At 70.6% G+C, this 17,734-nt stretch carries 18 protein-coding genes; all 18 read left to right on the top strand.

Going from position 1 to position 17,734, the window contains the following annotated elements:
* Window positions 1–10: 10 nt before the first annotated feature.
* The 18 genes from mihF to IEW13_RS10495 all read left to right on the top strand — a co-directional run bounded on the left by mihF (window position 11) and on the right by IEW13_RS10495 (window position 17,724).
* The gene (gene mihF, locus IEW13_RS10410) at window positions 11–322 is read left to right on the top strand and encodes an integration host factor, actinobacterial type (RefSeq protein ID WP_188550846.1); all 312 of its coding nucleotides are present in this window, start codon (window positions 11–13) and stop codon (window positions 320–322) included.
* A complete protein-coding gene (gene gmk / locus IEW13_RS10415) occupies window positions 319–894 on the top strand; it encodes a guanylate kinase (RefSeq protein ID WP_188550901.1) in 576 nt (191 codons plus the stop codon). Before mihF ends, gmk begins: the two co-directional genes overlap by 4 nt.
* 12 nt (window positions 895–906) lie before the next feature.
* Window positions 907–1,281 (top strand): DNA-directed RNA polymerase subunit omega, encoded by a 375-nt coding sequence (gene rpoZ / locus IEW13_RS10420; protein ID WP_188550847.1) that lies wholly within the window; start codon window positions 907–909, stop codon window positions 1,279–1,281.
* Window positions 1,282–1,294: 13 nt separating this feature from the next.
* Window positions 1,295–2,566: a bifunctional phosphopantothenoylcysteine decarboxylase/phosphopantothenate--cysteine ligase CoaBC gene (coaBC, locus tag IEW13_RS10425; protein ID WP_188550848.1), complete on the top strand. Its 1,272-nt coding sequence runs from the start codon at window positions 1,295–1,297 to the stop codon at window positions 2,564–2,566.
* A 25-nt stretch (window positions 2,567–2,591) separates the two neighbouring features.
* Entirely contained in the window at window positions 2,592–3,788 is a 1,197-nt protein-coding gene (metK, locus tag IEW13_RS10430; RefSeq protein ID WP_188550902.1) for a methionine adenosyltransferase, read from the top strand.
* Window positions 3,789–3,841: 53 nt separating this feature from the next.
* The gene (locus IEW13_RS10435; protein ID WP_188550849.1) at window positions 3,842–5,911 is read left to right on the top strand and encodes a primosomal protein N' family DNA-binding protein; all 2,070 of its coding nucleotides are present in this window, start codon (window positions 3,842–3,844) and stop codon (window positions 5,909–5,911) included.
* Window positions 5,912–6,001: 90 nt separating this feature from the next.
* Window positions 6,002–7,792 carry an HNH endonuclease signature motif containing protein gene (locus IEW13_RS10440; protein ID WP_188550850.1) on the top strand — a complete coding sequence of 597 codons (1,791 nt, stop codon included), beginning with the start codon at window positions 6,002–6,004 and terminating at the stop codon, window positions 7,790–7,792.
* 282 nt (window positions 7,793–8,074) lie between these two features.
* Window positions 8,075–8,665, top strand: coding sequence for a hypothetical protein (locus IEW13_RS10445; RefSeq protein ID WP_188550851.1), 591 nt, complete (start codon window positions 8,075–8,077; stop codon window positions 8,663–8,665).
* 367 nt (window positions 8,666–9,032) lie between these two features.
* Window positions 9,033–9,518, top strand: coding sequence for a PKD domain-containing protein (locus IEW13_RS10450; RefSeq protein ID WP_188550852.1), 486 nt, complete (start codon window positions 9,033–9,035; stop codon window positions 9,516–9,518).
* 31 nt (window positions 9,519–9,549) lie between these two features.
* Window positions 9,550–10,545 carry a methionyl-tRNA formyltransferase gene (gene fmt, locus IEW13_RS10455; RefSeq protein WP_188550853.1) on the top strand — a complete coding sequence of 332 codons (996 nt, stop codon included), beginning with the start codon at window positions 9,550–9,552 and terminating at the stop codon, window positions 10,543–10,545.
* The gene (locus IEW13_RS10460; protein WP_188550854.1) at window positions 10,542–12,008 is read left to right on the top strand and encodes an RsmB/NOP family class I SAM-dependent RNA methyltransferase; all 1,467 of its coding nucleotides are present in this window, start codon (window positions 10,542–10,544) and stop codon (window positions 12,006–12,008) included. The genes fmt and IEW13_RS10460 overlap by 4 nt, the downstream gene beginning before the upstream one ends.
* 38 nt (window positions 12,009–12,046) lie before the next feature.
* Entirely contained in the window at window positions 12,047–12,703 is a 657-nt protein-coding gene (gene rpe, locus IEW13_RS10465; RefSeq protein WP_188550855.1) for a ribulose-phosphate 3-epimerase, read from the top strand.
* Window positions 12,700–13,359: a nicotinamide riboside transporter PnuC gene (gene pnuC / locus IEW13_RS10470; protein ID WP_229745076.1), complete on the top strand. Its 660-nt coding sequence runs from the start codon at window positions 12,700–12,702 to the stop codon at window positions 13,357–13,359. Before rpe ends, pnuC begins: the two co-directional genes overlap by 4 nt.
* A 31-nt stretch (window positions 13,360–13,390) precedes the next feature.
* Window positions 13,391–13,654: a phosphoribosyl-ATP diphosphatase gene (locus tag IEW13_RS10475; RefSeq protein WP_188550856.1), complete on the top strand. Its 264-nt coding sequence runs from the start codon at window positions 13,391–13,393 to the stop codon at window positions 13,652–13,654.
* Window positions 13,655–13,666: 12 nt separating this feature from the next.
* Complete coding sequence (gene hisG / locus IEW13_RS10480) at window positions 13,667–14,512, top strand: ATP phosphoribosyltransferase (protein ID WP_188550857.1); 846 nt, start codon at window positions 13,667–13,669, stop codon at window positions 14,510–14,512.
* Window positions 14,493–14,945, top strand: coding sequence for a PH domain-containing protein (locus IEW13_RS10485; protein ID WP_188550858.1), 453 nt, complete (start codon window positions 14,493–14,495; stop codon window positions 14,943–14,945). Before hisG ends, IEW13_RS10485 begins: the two co-directional genes overlap by 20 nt.
* 76 nt (window positions 14,946–15,021) lie before the next feature.
* Entirely contained in the window at window positions 15,022–16,203 is a 1,182-nt protein-coding gene (locus IEW13_RS10490; protein WP_188550859.1) for a CaiB/BaiF CoA transferase family protein, read from the top strand.
* A gap of 15 nt (window positions 16,204–16,218) precedes the next feature.
* Window positions 16,219–17,724, top strand: a complete 1,506-nt coding sequence (locus IEW13_RS10495; protein ID WP_188550860.1) for a carboxyl transferase domain-containing protein — start codon at window positions 16,219–16,221, stop codon at window positions 17,722–17,724.
* Window positions 17,725–17,734: the final 10 nt, after the last annotated feature.

The following is a 17,734-nucleotide window of genomic DNA, read 5'->3' on the forward strand; positions in this document are numbered from 1 at the left end:
GGAGATAATCGTGGCGCTATCACCGTTGACTCCGGAAGAGCGTTCGGCTGCCCTCGACAAGGCTTTCCGTGCGAGGCAGGAACGCGCCGCGGCCAAGGCGGATCTACGGGCAGGCACCAAGACGGTCGCGGAGGTGATCGCCGCGGCCGAGAAGAGTGAGGCGCTCGGGAAGATGCGCGTGGTGGATCTGCTCCGGGCCATCCCGGGCATCGGCGAGCGCCGTGCCACTGCCGTGATGAAGGATCTGGGCATCGCCGAGTCCCGCCGGATCAGGGGTCTGGGAGTCCACCAGCGCGCCGCGCTCGAAGCGAGGTTCTCATAGTCCACGTGGCACGCCTGACCGTCCTGGCCGGTCCCACCGCGGTGGGCAAGGGCACTGTGAGTTCCTATATCCGCGAGCACTATCCCCATGTGTGGCTGTCGGTCTCCGCGACGACCCGTCCGCGGCGCCCTGGCGAGGTCGACGGCGTGCACTACCACTTCGTGAGCGAAGAGGAGTTCGACCGCCTGGAACGTGAGGGGGAGCTCCTCGAATGGGCGGTCGTCCACGGCCGCCACCGCTACGGCACCCCGCGCGGGCCGGTGCTCGACGCGCTCGCCGCGGGCAAGGCGCCGTTGCTGGAGATCGACCTGCAAGGCGCCCGGCAGGTGAAGCAGACCATGCCGGAGGCGCTCTTCGTCTTCCTGGAGCCGCCCAGCTGGGAGGAGCTGGTGCGCCGGCTCGTCGGCCGGGGGACCGAGGGGCCGGAGGAACGGGAACGCCGGCTGGCCACCGCCCGGACCGAGCTGGCGGCGAAATCGGAGTTCGACGTCAGCGTCGTCAACCACGACGTTCGCGAAGCCGCGCAAGAACTCGTATCATTGATGGGTATCTCTTCAACCCGGACTTCCTAGGGAGCATATTCAGTGTCCGTCACGCCTGAAGGCATCACGAACCCGCCGATCGACGATCTCCTCGCGGTCACGGATTCCAAGTACGAGCTCGTGATCCAGGCGGCCAAGCGCGCCCGGCAGATCAACGCGTACTACTCGCAGCTGCAGGAGGGCCTGCTGGAGAACGTGGGACCGCTCGTCACGCCGAAGCCGAACGAGAAGTCGCTGTCCACCGCGCTGCGCGAGATCAACGAGGGCAAGGTCGTCGGCCGCCAGCCCACCGAGGAAGACCTCGCCGCGGCCCTGGCCGCCCGGGAAGCCGAGGCCGAGGGCTTCGGCGGCCCCGCTGCGCCGGCCGAGCCGAACCCGTTCGGCGAGCCGACCTTCGACACCGGCGAACAGGCCTAGTCCGCCTCGCCCTATGGCACGCATCGTGCTCGGCGTGGCCGGCGGCATCGCGGCCTACAAGTCCGCCGTGCTGCTGCGGCTGCTGCGCGAGCACGGGCACAGCGTCAGGGTCGTGCCCACCGGCGCGGCCCTGCAGTTCGTCGGCAAGGCCACCTGGGAGGCGCTCTCCGGGGAGCCGGTCACCACCAGCGTCTTCGAGCAGGTCGACGAGGTGGCCCATGTCCGGATCGGCCATGAAGCCGATCTCGTCGTGGTGGCACCGGCGACCGCCGATGTCCTGGCCTCCGCCCGGGCCGGGCTGGCCGGCGATCTGCTCACCGCGACCCTGCTGACCACGGCCGCCCCGGTGCTGATGGCTCCGGCGATGCACACCGAGATGTGGCATCACGCCGCCACCCGGGAGAATGTCCGGGTGCTGCGTGATCGCGGCGTGCATGTGCTCGATCCCGCCGAAGGCCGCTTGACCGGGAGCGACTCCGGGCCCGGCCGGCTGCCCGAGCCGGAGGAGATCTTCGCCGCCGTGCAGCAGTTGCTGGCGTCGCCGGGCGAGCCCGCCCCGGGACTGCTGCAGGGTAAGCGCGTCCTGGTCAGCGCGGGAGGCACCCGCGAGCCGCTCGACCCGGTGCGGTTCCTCGGCAATCGTTCCTCCGGCCGGCAGGGCACCGCCATGGCCGCCGCCGCGCTGGCTGCCGGGGCGAGGGTCACCCTGGTCGCCGCCAATGTCGAGCGCGATGTGCTGTGTGAGGCCGGGCTCGGCGCCCCCGGCAGCGCAGCCGGTCTGGAGGTCGTGGGCGTGGAGTCCGCGCTGGAGTTGCGCGAGACGATGCTCCAGCTGGCCGCGGAGGCCGACATCGTCGTGATGGCCGCGGCCGTCGCCGACTACCGGCCTGCCTCGCTGGCTGAGACGAAACTGAAGAAGCAGGGCGACGACGGCCTGACGCTGCAGCTGGTCCAGAATCCCGACATCCTCCGCGATCTGGTGGCTCAGCGCGCCGCCGGCACGGCACCTGCCGGGCAGCGTATCGTCGGCTTCGCCGCGGAGACCGGCGACGAGCACGGCACCGTCCTGGAGTACGGTTCAGCCAAGCTGCTGCGCAAGGGCGCGGACTTCCTGGTGGTCAATGAGGTCGGTGCCGGGCGCGGCTTCGGCACCGCGGAGAACTCCGTCACGCTGGTGGCGGCGCGGGACGGTTCCGCGGAAGTGATCGGGGAGCGCCGGGGCAGCAAAGCGGATGTGTCGCAGTGGGTCCTGTCCCGCGTCGTGACCTCCGGACCCTCCCGTTAGACTGAGCCCCATGACAGTCCCCGGCATGCCTCATCTGCGTCAGTTCACCTCCGAATCCGTCACCGAGGGTCACCCGGACAAGATCTGCGACCAGATCAGCGATGCGGTCCTGGACGACCTCCTGGCTCAGGACAGCCAGTCGCGGGTGGCGGTCGAGACCCTGGTCACCACCGGGCTGGTCCATGTGGCCGGCGAGGTGCGCAGCGAGGCGTACGCCGACGTCGCCGGGATCGTCCGTGACGTCATCACCAGGATCGGCTACGACAGCTCCGCGAAGGGCTTCGACGGGGACTCCTGCGGGGTCTCGGTGTCGATCGGCTCGCAGTCCTCCGATATCGCCTCCGGGGTGGATTCCTCGCTCCAGGTGCGTGACGGCGGGGACGCCGACGACCCGGGGCTGTCCCTGGGCGCCGGCGACCAGGGACTCATGTTCGGTTACGCCGACACCTCCACCCCGGTGCTGCTGCCGCTGCCGATCTGGCTGGCCCACCGGCTCTCGGAGCGCCTCACCGAGGTGCGCAAGGACGGGACGCTCGACTATCTCCGCCCGGACGGGAAGACGCAGGTCACGATCGGTTACGACGGCGACACCGCCGTACGTCTCGAAGCCGTCGTGCTCTCCACCCAGCACGCGCCGGGCGTGGATCAGGGACAGCTCGCGGCGGATATCAGGGAGGCCGTGCTGGACCCGGTGCTGTCCGGGACCGGCCTGGACGTCTCCGCCTACACCACCTACATCAACCCGGCCGGGCCGTTCGTCATCGGCGGCCCCAAGGGTGATGCCGGGCTGACCGGCAGGAAGATCATCGTCGACACTTACGGCGGGTTCGCCCGCCACGGGGGCGGCGCCTTCTCCGGGAAGGACCCCTCGAAGGTGGACCGCTCCGCGGCCTACGCGATGCGCTGGGTGGCGAAGAACGTGGTCGCCTCCGGTGCGGCTGACCGGGCGGAGATCCAGGTGGCCTACGCCATCGGATCGGCGGAGCCGGTGGGCCTGTACGTGGAGACCTTCGGCACGGAGAAGACCGATCCGGTCAAGATCGCCGCCGCGGTCCGGGAGACCTTCGACCTGAGGCCGGCCAGCATCATCGCCGATCTGGACCTGCTGCGGCCCATCTACCGCAAGACCTCCACCTACGGGCATTTCGGCCGGGAGCTCGAGGAGTTCACCTGGGAGCGCACCGATCGCGCTGCTGAGCTCGCCCGGCAGCTCGGTCTCTGAGCGCAGCCTCGCACGGCGCCCGTCCTGTCCGTGCCGCGTGAGAGGATCGGCCCATGTCCGAACCGCTCTTCGCTGCTGAACCGGCTCTCGTCCCGCAACCGGGCGAGCTGCGGCTCAGCGGCGGGGTCACGCCGGCGGAGACGGATCCGGTGGCATCGGTCCTGGTGGAGTCGGCGGTACCCCATCTGGCGCGCGAGTTCGACTACGCGGTGCCCGCGGAACTCGATGCCCACTGCCGTCCCGGCGTGCGCGCCCGGGTGCGTTTCGCCGGCAAGCTGACGACCGGGTACGTCATCGCGCGCAAACCGGACACCGATTTCCTTGGCGAGCTTTCGCCGGTCCAGCGGGTCGTCTCACCGGTGCCGGTGCTCGGCCCGGAGACGCTGCAGCTGTGCCGTGCGGTTGCGGACCGCTATGCAGGCACCCTCCCGGATGTGGTGCGGCTGGCGATCCCGGCCAGGCATGCCGCGGCCGAGAAGCGCATGCTGTCCCATGATCTGGAATCCGAGGCGACCACGGCCAGGGACTTCGCGGCGACCGCACCGCTACCGGATACGCGACCCGAGCCGGTGCTGCCGGCGTTCGACGAGTTCACGCGGGCACTGCAGGACTGGCTGGGCCCGGCCGAGGGCGGGCTCCCGGGGCCGCGGGCGGTGATGACGGTGTTGCCGGCCGGGCAGCCGGGTAGCGGCTGGGCCGGCTATGCGAGCGCTGCGGCCGCGGCGGTGCTGCGCCACGGCCGATCGGTGCTGGTGCTGGTGCCCGACCACAGGGATCTGCTGGAAGCCGAGCGGGTGTTCTCAGCGCTGGACGGCGCCGGCACCTCGGTGGCGGCCGAGCAGGGACCGCAGGCCCGCTGCACGGCGTTCCTCTCGGGGCTGTACGGTACCGCGCGGCTCATCGTGGGCACGCGCGCCGCGGCGTTCCAGCCGATGAAGGACCTCGGGATGATCATCGTCTTCGACGATGCCCACGATTCGTATCAGGAGCAGCGCGCGCCCTATCCGCATGCCCGGGAGGTGGCGCTGACCCGCACGGCGCTGAGCGGCTGCGCGTTGCTGATGCTGTCCTACTCACGCAGTCCGGAGGCGCAGCGGCTGGTGGAGTCCGGTTGGGCCGGTGACGTCCGGGCGCCCCGTGATCTGCTGCGTCAGGCGGCTCCGCTGGCTGCTCCCGTGGACCGGCCCGGTCAGGTCGGCCGCATCCCCGAGGACGTTTTCCGCGCCATCCGCGCGGCGCTGGGGCGGGAGAAGCCCCGCGCCGGGCAGGAACCGCCATCGCCGGGGCCGGTGCTCATCAGTGTGCCGCGGGCGGGATACATCCCGGTGCTCAGCTGCGCGCGGTGCCGTACTCGCATCCTGTGCCCCGACTGCGGGGAGCCGGTGTCGCAGCGCAGCCCGCACGCACCGATGAAGTGCCCGGCGGGGCACGAGCTCAGGCGGTTCAGCTGCCCGGAGTGCGGGAGCCGGCGGGTGCGCTCGGCCGTGATCGGGGTCGATCGCACGCATGAGGAGCTGGGCCGCGCGTTCCCGGGGACACGGGTGCTCCGTTCCTGGGGCGACCACATCCTGCACCGCATCGATCCGGGCCCGGGCATCGTGGTGGCGACCACCGGTGCGGAACCGCTCGTCGACGGCGGCTACCGCGCCGCCGTCGTCCTGGACGCCGACTCCGCCCTGGCCAGACCGGGCTTGCGGGCGGTCGAGGAGACGGTTTCCGCCTGGTTTCGCATCGGGGGTCTGGTCGCCGGGGCCGCGGAGGGAGGCCGGCTGCTGCTGGTGGGACAGAACCCGCTCATCGCCCGGGTCATGACCCGCTGGGACCCTGAGGGCTTCGCGGGCGCGGAACTGGCAGAGCGGGCGGAGCTGCTGCTGCCGCCGGCAGGACGCCAGGCAGTGCTGACCGGGGAGAAACGCGACCTGGATGACGTTCTTGCTCGGCTGGATCCTCCCGCCGAGGTGCTGGTGCGCGGCCCGGTCGGGGAGCCGCCGTCGCTCACCCTGCGGTTCCCGCATCGGGCGGCGCCGGGGATCACCCGCAGGCTCGCGGAGATCACCGCGGAGCGATCGGCACGCCGGGCGGGGGAGCCGGTCTACGTGCGCGTGGACGCACGGGACGGCTGAGGTGCCGGGAAGCGTCGTATGCGCCTGGTCATCGGCGCGGGCATGAGCGGTGCACAGAGCGTTGTCCGTGCCGGCTCGTAGAGTGATCGCATGGAGAGCCGGAGAGGGAACCAGACGCCTCCCGTCGCGGGTCATCACCCGCCGGCGGGGGAGGGCGGTCCTCTGCGTCGTGACGCGGCGGGACGCCTGGCGGGCCTGTCTGCTCGCGGCCGGGATCGTGCCGCGGCGGAGGCAAGGGAACTCTCGGCGGCGCTGGAGCACCTGGATGCGGAATGCGCCCGGATCGAGCGCGGGGCGCGGACTGATCGCGACGGTCACCGGGCAGCCGGAGCCGAGCGGTGCGGCCGCTGGGAGATCGCCGAGGCAGAGCGGGGTGCGGTGCTCTATGAGATCGGCCGCGCGCTGGGATGGAGCCCAGCCCAGGCGTCGTTGCGCTTGTCGCGCGCGGTGCGCGCACGCGAATCTCTGCCCGTTGTCTGGGAGCTGTTTCTGGACGGGGGAGTGGACGCCGCCCGGATCTATGTCCTGGCCGATGCCGCCGGCCGCTTGCTTCGCGAGGACTCTCGTGACGTCCTCGACCGCCGTGCGGTGGAGTACGCGCCGCGGCACACGGTGGGCGAGTTGCGCGCATGGGCTCGCCGCCTGATCGCCGAACTCGAGTCGGACCAGGGCGAAGAGCGCGCCCGCATGGCCCTTGCCGAACGGCGCGTGTGCGTCGAGCACCGCGATGACGGGGTGAGCGAGCTGTGGGCGCTGCTGCCGACGATGCACGCGGCGATGATCGATCAGGCACTCACGAAAGCCGGCCGGAAGCTGGCCGGCGGGGGTGTGACGGTAGCGCAGGCGCGGGCGGACGTGCTAGCCGATGCGCTGACCGGCGGAACGGTGCCGTTGCCGGCCGCCGTGCAGCGGACAGTGGGTCCGGAGCGTAGAGGTCCGGGGCCGGAGGTGGCAGAGCGTAGAGGTCCGGGGCCGGAGCCAGAGAGACCGGAGCCAGAAGCGAAGCGCGGTAGCGAGAGCATCCCGGTGTGTGCCTGTCATGGGCGTCCGGTGGTGGAGCCTCCATTCGCCAAGCCCGGTGATCGGCCCACGGTTCCGCCACAGGCGTTGAAACAGTCAGACCGTGAAGGCCGCCGGCAGAGCGACGAGGTGTGTCATGACGGTCATGCTTCGTTCGGTCCGGCGCACGCGCGGGGCACCGTGGAGCACCGTCGTCCCGGATGCGGCATCGAGGCGTTGAGGGATGTGCGCGTGCACATCGGGGTGACCGTGCCGGCCGAAGCGCTGGCCGGGGACGCTGAGGCGCCGGTGGTCAGCGAGGACGGAAGCTGGGTGGTCCCCCTGTCCCAGCTGCGGGAACTGGCAGGAAGGGAGAGCGCGGGACGGAGTGATCCACGTGTCTTCTGGCATCGGATCCTGTTGGGACGCAGCGGTGATGTCCTCGCTCATGAGTACGCCGGCCGGTTCCCGCCGGAGACCTTGCGCGTGGCGATCGGTTTCCGCGATGGCACCTGCAGCGTGCCCGGATGCCCTGCAGCGGCTGCGGTCTGCGATCTTGACCACCGGTCGGCATGGCCGCACGGCGCTACGTCGGGCAGCAACCTCTGGGCGCTGTGCCGGAAACATCATCGATGGAAGACCATGGGAGTCATCCGTCCGGTGCGCTTGTCCGGTCCGGACCGCCGATGGGGGTGGACGCTACCCTCCGGCGGGACGGCGCCGGTGAAGCCGGAAGAACATCAGATCCTGCGACAGGATCTGACCCGACCAGACGATCAGGTCCAACGTGGCGAGCTACGAGCAGGGGCGTCGGCTAGCTGCGCTGAGGAAGCTTTGCGCCAGCTGCTCGTCAATCATCTGACCGGTCAGGACGACTGCTGACGGATGCTCGGTCGGTAGCGCGCAGTAGATATGGGCTCCGACCTGGGAATACGGGTGCCCATGAAAATGTGACGGCTACTCGATTCGTTGCAAGGGCGGGGGATGATCCGCGGGAGTCTGGTGTCCACAGGTGACAACAGGGTCTTCCGTTCGGGACGAAAGTCGATTACTTTTTCGGGTATGTTCTCCCCGAACTGGTCCCCACGGGCAACCCGGCCTGCGCGCAACGATCCCCATTCGGTGCGCAGGCCGGGTTGCTTCCACAGCAGAGCGGCGGCTGCGATGTCCGCTGTGCTCGTGCTGGGTCTTGCTGCTGGCTGTGCTGCCGAAGAGCCGGCAGACGTACCCCCTGTCACCGAGCAGTCGAGCACGTCTGCGGAACCGGAGGTTCTACCGGGGCCGGCCGATGGCGTGGAGATGACCGTTGCCGAGGGGTTGGAACTCACGCCGGAAGAGCGAGCGGCCGCGGAGGAAGCGGTTGAGGCGTTACGAGCGGCACTCAACTTTGAGGACGCCGCGTTACGGAATGGTGGCGTTCCCCCTGGTGATCCGCGTGATGTTTATTCGGGGGAAGCGTTGGCTGAGTTTGAGTTGTTTTCACGCACCTACCAGGAGGAGGGATATAAGCGTACGGGTCAGTTGTCGTATGAATTCTTGCGTCTTGAGGGGATCTCAAGCGACGTGGATAACGACGTAAGTGTTCGTGCTTCTTATTGCTTCGACATGAGTGATCTCTTGGTTCTTGACGAACTTGACTCCGAGGTGGACGCTGGGGAAAGTGGCGACGAAGTCTATGCGGAAGTCAGCTTGACATCTGCGAGAGGTGCGTGGAAACTCACTGAGATTGTTGAGATGTCGGATGCATGTCAGTAAGTGCAGGCGACTTTTGTTATGGGTTTTCGAGGTTTTCCTGTCCGTGGCACTTTTGGGCGCGCTCTTTGAGGCGGTAACCCCGGCGGTAGCGTTCAGTCCACAGTGCCGGATTACTCATATCGGACAGTGCCACAATAAAGACCGCATCCCCCGCCCCAACCCTGACCGCTCGGGCAGCGGGGAATCCGGTCGGGAATCGGGCCGTCAGGCTGGTGGTGGTACGGGGCGGGAGAGCGGGCGCGGGCCAGGGAGTTCCCCGGCTGGGGATGGTGGCCCGCAGCTGCAGTGCAACCAGGAATACGGCGACGCGACTTTCCGGTGTCCCGATGCGGAACCGGGTGGCGGCGGCCCCTCCGGCGGGGAACAAGTGCAGATCAGCCTTCCGGACATCGTCCGTGAGGAATTCCAGAACTTCGATATCCCGCCGTCGGTCATCCACTCGTCACCCGACGGGTGGGGCGTCTCTCAGCGCAAGACCGGATTCTGGGCGGATTCTTCGACCCGCGAATTCGACATGACGCTGCTGGGGGTGCCGGTGCGTGTCCGGGCGACTCCGGTGGAGTACCGCTGGGACTTCGGCGACGGCCAGAGCGAGACGACGAACTCCGCTGGGGCGCGGCCGCGCGAAGGCGAGGATCCGGCATTCGCCCATGTCTACCGCAAAGCCGGCACGTACACGGTTCGCCTCACCACCGTCTATCGCGGTGAGTTCTCCGTTGACGGCGGAGGCTGGATGCCGATTGCCGGCCGCGCCGCCATCGCCTCCGAACCGGTGCAGATGACCATCTACCGTTACCACCGGTATCTCGTCGACGAGGACTGCGTGCAGAACCCCGGTGGTCCAGACTGCTGAGCGGAACCGATGACCCTCTAAGCTGGACCGCGTGAAAATCGTCTTCGCCGGAACCCCCGAGCCGGCCGTGCCCTCGCTGCGCGCACTGGCCGGCAGCTCCCATCAGGTGGTGTCCGTGCTGACCCGGCCCGACGCCCCTCTCGGCCGCAAGCGCGTCCTGACGCCTAGCCCGGTGAAACGGGCCGCCCTGGAACTCGGCATCCCGGTGCTCGAAGCCGACCGTCTACGCGGAGACGTCCTCACCACGCTCGAAGAGCTCGCCCCGGATCTCATCGCCGTCGTCGCCTACGGTGCCCTGGCCGGTCCCCGCGCCCTGGCCATCGCCCCCTGGCTCAACCTCCACTTCTCCCTGCTGCCGGACTACCGTGGAGCCGCACCGGTGCAGCACGCCGTGATCGACGGCCGCGAGACCACGGGAGTGACGGTCTTCCGACTCGACTCGGGTATGGACACCGGCCCCATCCTGCATCAGCGCGCCACCCCCATCGGCCCCGACGAGACCGCCGGGCAGCTCCTGGCCAGGCTCGCCGCCGAGGGCGCCGGCGACCTGCTCCGCACCGTCGATCTGCTCGCCTCCGGCGGTCTGGAGGAACAGCCTCAACCGGTGACCGGCAGCCACGCACCCAAACTCGGCAGCGCCGATGCCCGCCTCGACTTCGGCGATCCCGCCGCGGAGGTCTACAACCGCTACCGGGGCGTCACGCCTGCCCCCGGCGCATGGACCCTGCTGGCCGGGGGCGAACCGGAACCGCAGCGCCGCGCCAAGCTCATCGAGCTCATGCCCGCGCCGTCCGGGTCTCCCGAGGTGCCTGCCGGTTCCCTGCTGGTCCACGACGGGCGGGTGCTCGCCGGGGCCGCCGACGGCGCCCTTGAACTGCGCCTCATCGCGCCGCCCGGTAAACGTGCCATGCCCGCCGCCGACTTCCTCCGCGGCCGTCCCGGCGCGCGCTTCGAGACCGGTGCCGGTTCCGGCACTGGTCCCAGCGCCGGAACCGGCACCGAGACACAAACAGGAGACCCCGCATGAACTCCCGTCCTCCGCGGCGCAGGCCGGCGGATCCGGCCCGCTCCCTTGCCTACGGCGTGCTGCGTTCCGTGAGCGCCGACGACGCCTACGCCAATCTCATCCTCCCCGCCCGCCTGCGCCGCGCCGGTCTGCACGGCCGCGACGCGGCCTTCGCCACCGAACTCACCTACGGCACACTCCGCGGGCAGGGGTTCTACGACGCCGTCATCGACGCGGCGGCGACACCCGGCAGCCGCATCGACCCCGAGGTGCGCGACGCGCTCCGCCTGGGCGCCCACCAGCTGCTGGGTATGCGGGTCGCCGCCCACGCGGCCGTCGACTCCACCGTCGGCCTGGTCCGCTACGAGGTCTCCGCCGGCCCGGCCCGGTTCGCCAACGCCGTGCTGCGCCGCATCGCCGAGCGCTCCGCCGAGGAGTGGCGGCAGCGCGTCACGGAGGGCAAGAGCGCCCTCGATGCCCTCGCCATCACCGGTTCGCACCCCGCCTGGATCCTGCGCGCCTTCCGGCAGGCGCTGGTGGCTCACGGCAGCGACCCGAGCGAACTCGCCGCCCTGGTGGAGGCTGACAACGCCGCGCCGGACCCCGTCCTCGCCGCGCTGCCCGGCCTGATCGACCCCGCCGAGCTGCCGGGGGAGACCACCGGGCTCTCCCCGGTCGCCAAGCGGCTGCGCGGGCAGGCCCCCGCCGATCTTCCCGCCGTCGCCGCCGGCCGGGCCCGCGTCCAGGACGAGGGTTCCCAGCTCGTCGCCCTGGCCCTGGCACACGCCTCCTCGGCCCTGGACGAGGAGCGCGAATGGCTCGATCTCTGCGCCGGCCCCGGCGGCAAATCCGCGCTGCTCGCCGCGATCGGCGCCGGCCGGAGCGTCACCCTGACCGCGGTGGAGCCGTCCGAGCATCGTGCCCGGCTGGTCCGGGACTCGCTCCGCGCGCTGGAGGGCTGGGAAGTGCATGAGGCCGATGGGCGCGAGTTCGGCGCCGCCAACACCGGCCGCTTCTCCCGCGTGCTCGTCGACGTCCCGTGCACCGGACTCGGGGCGCTGCGCCGCCGGCCCGAATCCAGATGGCGCCGCTCGCCTAAGGACCTGCCGCAGCTGGCGCCACTCCAGCGGGAGCTCCTCGCCGCCGGCCTGAACGCGCTGGCACCCGGCGGGGTGCTCGCCTATGCCACCTGCTCGCCCCATCCCGCCGAGACCATCGCCGTCGTCGACGACGTCCTCGGCAGACAAGGGGGTGAACAGGCCGGGACGCAGACCGGCCCCGCCGTCCTGGAGGTCCTCGACGCCCCGGCCGTCCTCGCCGACGTCACCGGATCGGAGCCGGAATCCTTCGCCTCCGTGGCCAAAACCGCCCCGGGTCAGGAGCCGGGCCCCGATGGCGCACCCGCCACCGGCCGGCTCGCCCAGCTGTGGCCCCACCGTCACGGCACCGACGGGATGTTCCTGGCTCTGCTGCGCAAGCGCTGAGGACCGGCCGGCGTCCGGCGGCCACTAGACTTTCGCTCGTGGCTATCGCGATCAACCCCAGCATCCTGTCCGCCGACTTCGGCCGGCTCGCCGAGGAGGTGCAGCGCATCAGCACCGCCGATGCCGTCCACGCCGATGTGATGGACAACGCCTTCGTGCCGAACCTCACCTTCGGCCCCCCGGTGGTGGAGCGCATCGTGCAGGCTTCGCCGATCCCGGTGGACGCGCATCTGATGATCAACGACGCCGACCGCCACGCCCCGGCCTATGCGGACCTCGGCTGCGCCTCCGTCACCTTCCACCTGGAGGCCTCCGCCGCGCCCATCCGAACCGCCCGGGAGCTGCGGCGCCGCGGCGCCCGCGCCTCCGTCGCCATCCGCCCGGCCACCCCGGTGGACGGGCTGCTCGACATCCTCGACGAGTTCGACCAGATCCTCGTGATGACCGTCGAGCCCGGCTTCGGCGGACAGGCGTTCCTGCCGTCGATGATGGCCAAGGTCCGCCGGCTCCGCACCGCCATCGACGCCGCGGGGCTGAGCACCGCCCTCCAGGTGGACGGTGGCATCTCCACCGAAACCGCGGGCCAGGCCGCCGATGCCGGGGCGACCGTGCTCGTCGCCGGTTCCGCGGTCTACGGCGCCGAGGACCCGGCCGCCGCCATCGCCGAGTTGCGCACCCGCGCCGAGCAGCGATGATCGAGCTGCTGTCCTGGCTGAACCATCCGGCCTTCGAACTGGCCGGGCGGCCGGTGCCCTACTCCGATCTGTTCGGCAACATCTGCGCTCTGGGCACCGTGGTGCTCGCACTGCGCCGGAGCATCTGGGCCTGGCCCGTGCAGATCCTCGGCTCGGTGCTGCTGTTCGCCGCCAGCGTCTCCGCGCATCTGGGCGGCAACGCCTCCCGCCAGGTGGTCATCATCGCTGCGGCCATCTGGGGCTGGACCCAGTGGCGCAAGGCCAAGGCGCAGAACGACGGGGAAGTGGTGGTCCGCTGGGCGACCTGGAAGGAGCGGCTGATCCTGCTGGCCGCGCTGCTGCTGGGTACGGCTGCGTTCGCCGCGATCCTGCATGCCGGAGACTGGTCGTGGAACCCGATCCCGGACGCCTACATCTTCGTCGGCAGCGTGGTCGCCATGTACGCCCAGGGCAAAGCCATCGTGGAGTTCTGGTTCGTCTGGCTGGCGGTGGATCTGGTGGGCATCCCGCTGGCGATCGCCGGCGGGCTCGTGTTCTCCGGTGTGGTGTACTTCATCTTCCTCATCATGGTCCTCATCGGCCTGCGCGACTGGGCCCGGCGCAGCACCCGCAGAGCCGCGTTCCCGCAGGGACCGGCCCGCGACCTCGGCGCCTGAAGCGCCCCTCGCGGTGTCCTATGCTTGTCGGGTGAAGACATTCGAGCAGCTCTTCGCCGAGCTCCAGCACAAGGCCGCCACCCGCCCCGAGGGATCGGGCACCGTCGCCCAGCTGGACGCCGGCGTGCATGCCATCGGCAAGAAAGTCGTCGAGGAGGCGGCCGAGGTCTGGATGGCTGCGGAGTACGAATCCGACCGTGCCCTCGCCGAGGAGATCTCCCAGCTGCTCTACCACCTCCAGGTGCTCATGGTCGCCAAGGGCCTGAGCCTCGAGGACGTCTACACCGAACTCTAGAAAAAGGACCCCATGCTCCGCGTCGCCGTCCCCAACAAGGGCTCCCTGTCCGAGTCCGCCATCTCCATGCTCAAGGAAGCCGGCTACGCCATGCGGCGTGAGCCCAAGTCCCTCGTCCACCGCGACCAGCGCAACGAGGTCGAGTTCTTCTATCTGCGCCCCCGCGACATCGCCGTCTACGTCGGCGAGGGCATCCTGGACCTGGGCATCACGGGCCGTGATCTGCTCGGCGACTCCGTCACCACCGCCGAGGAGACCCTGGCGCTGGGCTTCGGCCGCTCCACCTTCCGCTACGCCGCCCCGGCCGGCACCATGACCAGGATCGAGGACCTGCGCGGCAAGCGCATCGCCACCAGCTACCCGAACCTGGTGGACAGGGACCTCGCCGCGCGCGGCATCGAAGCGCGCACCGTCAAACTCGACGGCGCCGTCGAGGTCTCGGTCGAACTGGGCGTCGCCGATGCCATCGCGGACGTCGTGGAGACCGGCAGCACCCTGCGCGCCGCCGGCCTGGAGACCTTCGGGGAACCGCTCATGCACAGTGAGGGAGTGCTCATCGCCCGCTCCGGCGCGGAGCTGAGCCCGGCCGCCGAGGTGCTCGGCCGGAGGCTGAAGAACGTCCTCGTGGCCCGCCGCTACGTGATCATGGACTACGACGTGCAGCGGCAGCACCTCGACGAGTGCCTCGCCGTCACTCCCGGCATGGAATCGCCCACCGTCTCCGATCTGAAGGATCCCGCCTGGGTGGCGGTCCGCACGATGGTGCCCGCCGACGACGTCAACACCGTCATGGACACCGTCTACGAGAAGGGCGCCCGCGCGATCCTGGTGACCCGCATTGGCTACTGCCGCATCTGATCCGGACCTGCGTCCCTTCCGGCCGACGCTGATGCGGCTGGTCTGCATCCCCCTGTCCGCCGGCATCGTGATCGCGTTCGTGGTCCTCGCGGTCGCCGTCACCGGCGTCGGCTGGCAGCCCTGGCACGCCTGGGACATGATCTGGATGATCGGCATCGGCGTGCTGCTGGGCGGGATCGGCCTGCGCTTCGGCTTCGTGCAGGCAGTCCCGGACGCCGAGGGTCTCACGGTGCGCAACGTCCTGCGCAGCCGTCGCCTGGCCTGGCCGCAGATCATCGGTGCCAGCTTCAACCTCCCCGCGGGGGACCCCTGGGTCAGCCTGGACCTCACCGACGGGACCACCGTCCAGGTGATGGGCATCCAGGCCGCCGATGGCGCCCGGGCCCAGGCGGAGGTGCGCCGGCTCCGGGAGCTCATCGCCCGCTACGGCTGACCGGGGCCCGAGGCCGGCGGCGAGGGCTGAGCTAGGATGACGACGGACACCGACGTCGTCGAAGGAAGGCTCTCCTATGACCGCCCCTGACAGTTTCCCCCTGAGCGGCTACACCGTAGTCGATCTGTCCCGTGCGCTGGCCGGCCCGCACGCCGGCATGATGCTCGGCGATCTGGGGGCGCGCGTCATCAAGGTGGAGAGCCCCGGCCGCGGCGACGACACCCGGTCCTGGGGGCCGCCCTTCATCGGGCCCGACGACGATCCGCAGGCCACCTACTACCTGTCCTGCAACCGCAACAAGGAGTCCATCGCCCTCGACCTGAAGTCGGACGATGGCCGGGACACCCTGACCGCGATGGTCGAGCGCGCCGATGTGCTGATCGAGAACTTCCGCGGCGGCGTCCTGGACCGGCTGGGCTTCACGGTGGAGCGCCTGCACGAGCTCAACCCCCGGCTGGTCATCCTCTCCATCACCGGTTTCGGCCACGACGGCCCCGAGGCCAGCCGCGCCGGCTACGACCAGATCGCCCAGGGCGAGGCCGGCCTGATGTCGCTCACCGGTTCCGGGCCGGAGGACTACCAGCGCGTGGGCGTGCCGATCGCGGATCTGCTGGCCGGCATGAACGGCGCCTACGGCGTGCTCGCGGCGCTGCTGGAACGCGAGCGCACCGGCAAGGGCAAAGTGGTGCGCACCTCGCTCATCGCCGGGATCGTCGGCGTGCACGCCTTCCAGGGCACCCGGGCCACCGTCGCCGGGCAGGATCCCCGTCCCGGCGGCAACCACCATCCCTCGCTCGTGCCCTACGGGCTGTTCCGCTGCAAGGACGGCGCGGTGCAGATCGCGGTCGGCAGCGACCGGCTGTGGGAGCGGTTCTGCCAGGCATTCGGCTTGGACCCGCAGGGCGAGGGCATGAGCACCAACGCCGAGCGCGTCGCCAACCGGGAACGCGTCATCGCCGCGATCGAGGAGGCGTTCGCCGACTACGAGGCGCCCGCCCTGCTGGAACGCCTAGCCGAGGCGGGCATCCCCTCCGGCAAGGTCCGCACCCTGCAGGAGGTCTACTCCTGGGAGCAGGCGCTCTCCCAGCGGCTGAAGATCACGGTGGAACACCCGGTGCTCGGCGAGTTCGACCTCCCCGGCTCCCCGCTGCGGTTCTTCGACGGGGACCGCGAGACCACCCGCACCGAGCACACCGCGCCGCCGCTGCTCAGCGAGCACGAGCAGAGCATCCGCGAGTGGCTCGGCCAGAGCTCCTGACGAGGGGACCGTAAGGTGAAACGGCTCAACGCCCGCGAACTGATCGAGATCGTCGTCGACGAGGGCTCCTGGCGTTCCTGGGACACCGAGCCCGTGGTGCCGGCGGCCGGCATCGACGAGGCATACGCGGCGGACCTGGCCCGGGCCCGGGAGAGCAGCGGCGTCGACGAGGCCGTGCTCACCGGCGAGGGCACCGTGAAGGGGCGCCGGGTGGCGGTTGTCGCCTGCGAGTTCAAGTTCCTGGCCGGTTCCATCGGCGTCGCCGCGGCCGAGCGCCTGGTGCAGGCGATCGAACGGGCCACCGTCGAGGGCCTGCCACTGCTGGCCGGCACGGCCTCCGGCGGTACCCGGATGCAGGAGGGCACCACGGCGTTCCTGTCGATGGTCAAGATCTCCGCGGCCGTCGCCGCGCACCGCGAGGCGGGCCTGCCCTTCCTGGTGTACCTGCGGCATCCGACCACCGGTGGCGTGTTCGCCTCCTGGGGATCGCAGGGGCACCTGACGGTGGCCGAGCCGGGTGCGCTGATCGGCTTCCTGGGCCCGCGCGTCTATGAGGCGCTGTACCACTCGAGCTTCCCCGAGAACGTCCAGACGGGGGAGAACCTGCACCGCAGGGGGCTGATCGACGCGGTCATCCCGCCGGAGCGGATCCCGGCCATCGTGGACCGGGCGCTCAATGTGCTCCTGGGCGCCCGCGAGCTTCCCTCCCTCCCGGTCCGGCCCGACTACCGCCCGGTGGCGGACCAGGACGCCTGGGAGGCCATCCAGCGTTCCCGCAAGGCCGAACGGCCCGGGGTGCGGGAACTGCTGCGCCACGCCGCGCGCGATGTGCTCCCGCTCAACGGCACCGGCCAGGGGGAGAAGGACCCGGGCCTGCTGCTCGCCCTGGCGCGCTTCGGCGACGCCCCCTGCATCGTGCTCGGCCAGGACCGCCGCTCGCAGGCCCGGCACCATCCGATGGGCCCGGCCGCGCTGCGCGAGGGCCGCCGCGGCATGCGGCTGGCAAGCGAGCTGGGACTGCCGCTGGTCACCGTGATCGACACGCCCGGCGCGGCGCTGTCGAAGGAAGCCGAGGAGGGCGGGCTGGCCGGGGAGATCGCGCGCTCGCTCTCCGATCTGGTCACGATCAACGCGCCCACCGTCTCCCTCATCCTCGGTGAGGGCTCCGGCGGCGGGGCGCTGGCCCTGATCCCCGCCGATGTGGTCCTCAGCGCCGAGAACGGCTGGCTCTCCCCGCTGCCGCCCGAGGGCGCCTCGGCCATCGTGCACCGCGACACGGACCACGCTCCCGAGCTGGCCCGCCGGCAGGGGGTCAAGGCGATGGACCTGAAGGACGCCGGGATCGTCGATCACATCATCGAGGAGCACCCGGGCGGGGAGGGCGACGCCGCCGACGAGCCGGTGGAGTTCAGCCGCCGGGTGGGGCACTGGCTGGAGTACGAGGTGATCCGCCTCATGCGCCAGCCGGCCACGGTCCGCTATCATGGGCGGCTGGCCAAGTATCGCCGGCTGGGGCTCTAGGACGCGCGCG

Origin of the sequence: Sediminivirga luteola, from assembly GCF_014639315.1 — a bacterium.
In the GTDB taxonomy this organism is placed as follows: Bacteria; Actinomycetota; Actinomycetes; order Actinomycetales; family Brevibacteriaceae; genus Sediminivirga; species Sediminivirga luteola.

What these genes read in the sequence shown, in the direction of transcription:
- coaBC (WP_188550848.1), top strand. Translation starts at nt 1,295, where the DNA reads ATGGCACGCATCGTGCTCGGCGTGGCCGGCGGCATCGCGGCCTACAAG.
- metK (WP_188550902.1), top strand. Translation starts at nt 2,592, where the DNA reads ATGCCTCATCTGCGTCAGTTCACCTCCGAATCCGTCACCGAGGGTCAC.
- IEW13_RS10435 (WP_188550849.1), top strand. Translation starts at nt 3,842, where the DNA reads ATGTCCGAACCGCTCTTCGCTGCTGAACCGGCTCTCGTCCCGCAACCG.
- IEW13_RS10440 (WP_188550850.1), top strand. Translation starts at nt 6,002, where the DNA reads ATGGAGAGCCGGAGAGGGAACCAGACGCCTCCCGTCGCGGGTCATCAC.
- IEW13_RS10445 (WP_188550851.1), top strand. Translation starts at nt 8,075, where the DNA reads ATGTCCGCTGTGCTCGTGCTGGGTCTTGCTGCTGGCTGTGCTGCCGAA.
- IEW13_RS10460 (WP_188550854.1), top strand. Translation starts at nt 10,542, where the DNA reads ATGAACTCCCGTCCTCCGCGGCGCAGGCCGGCGGATCCGGCCCGCTCC.
- pnuC (WP_229745076.1), top strand. Translation starts at nt 12,700, where the DNA reads ATGATCGAGCTGCTGTCCTGGCTGAACCATCCGGCCTTCGAACTGGCC.
- hisG (WP_188550857.1), top strand. Translation starts at nt 13,667, where the DNA reads ATGCTCCGCGTCGCCGTCCCCAACAAGGGCTCCCTGTCCGAGTCCGCC.
- IEW13_RS10490 (WP_188550859.1), top strand. Translation starts at nt 15,022, where the DNA reads ATGACCGCCCCTGACAGTTTCCCCCTGAGCGGCTACACCGTAGTCGAT.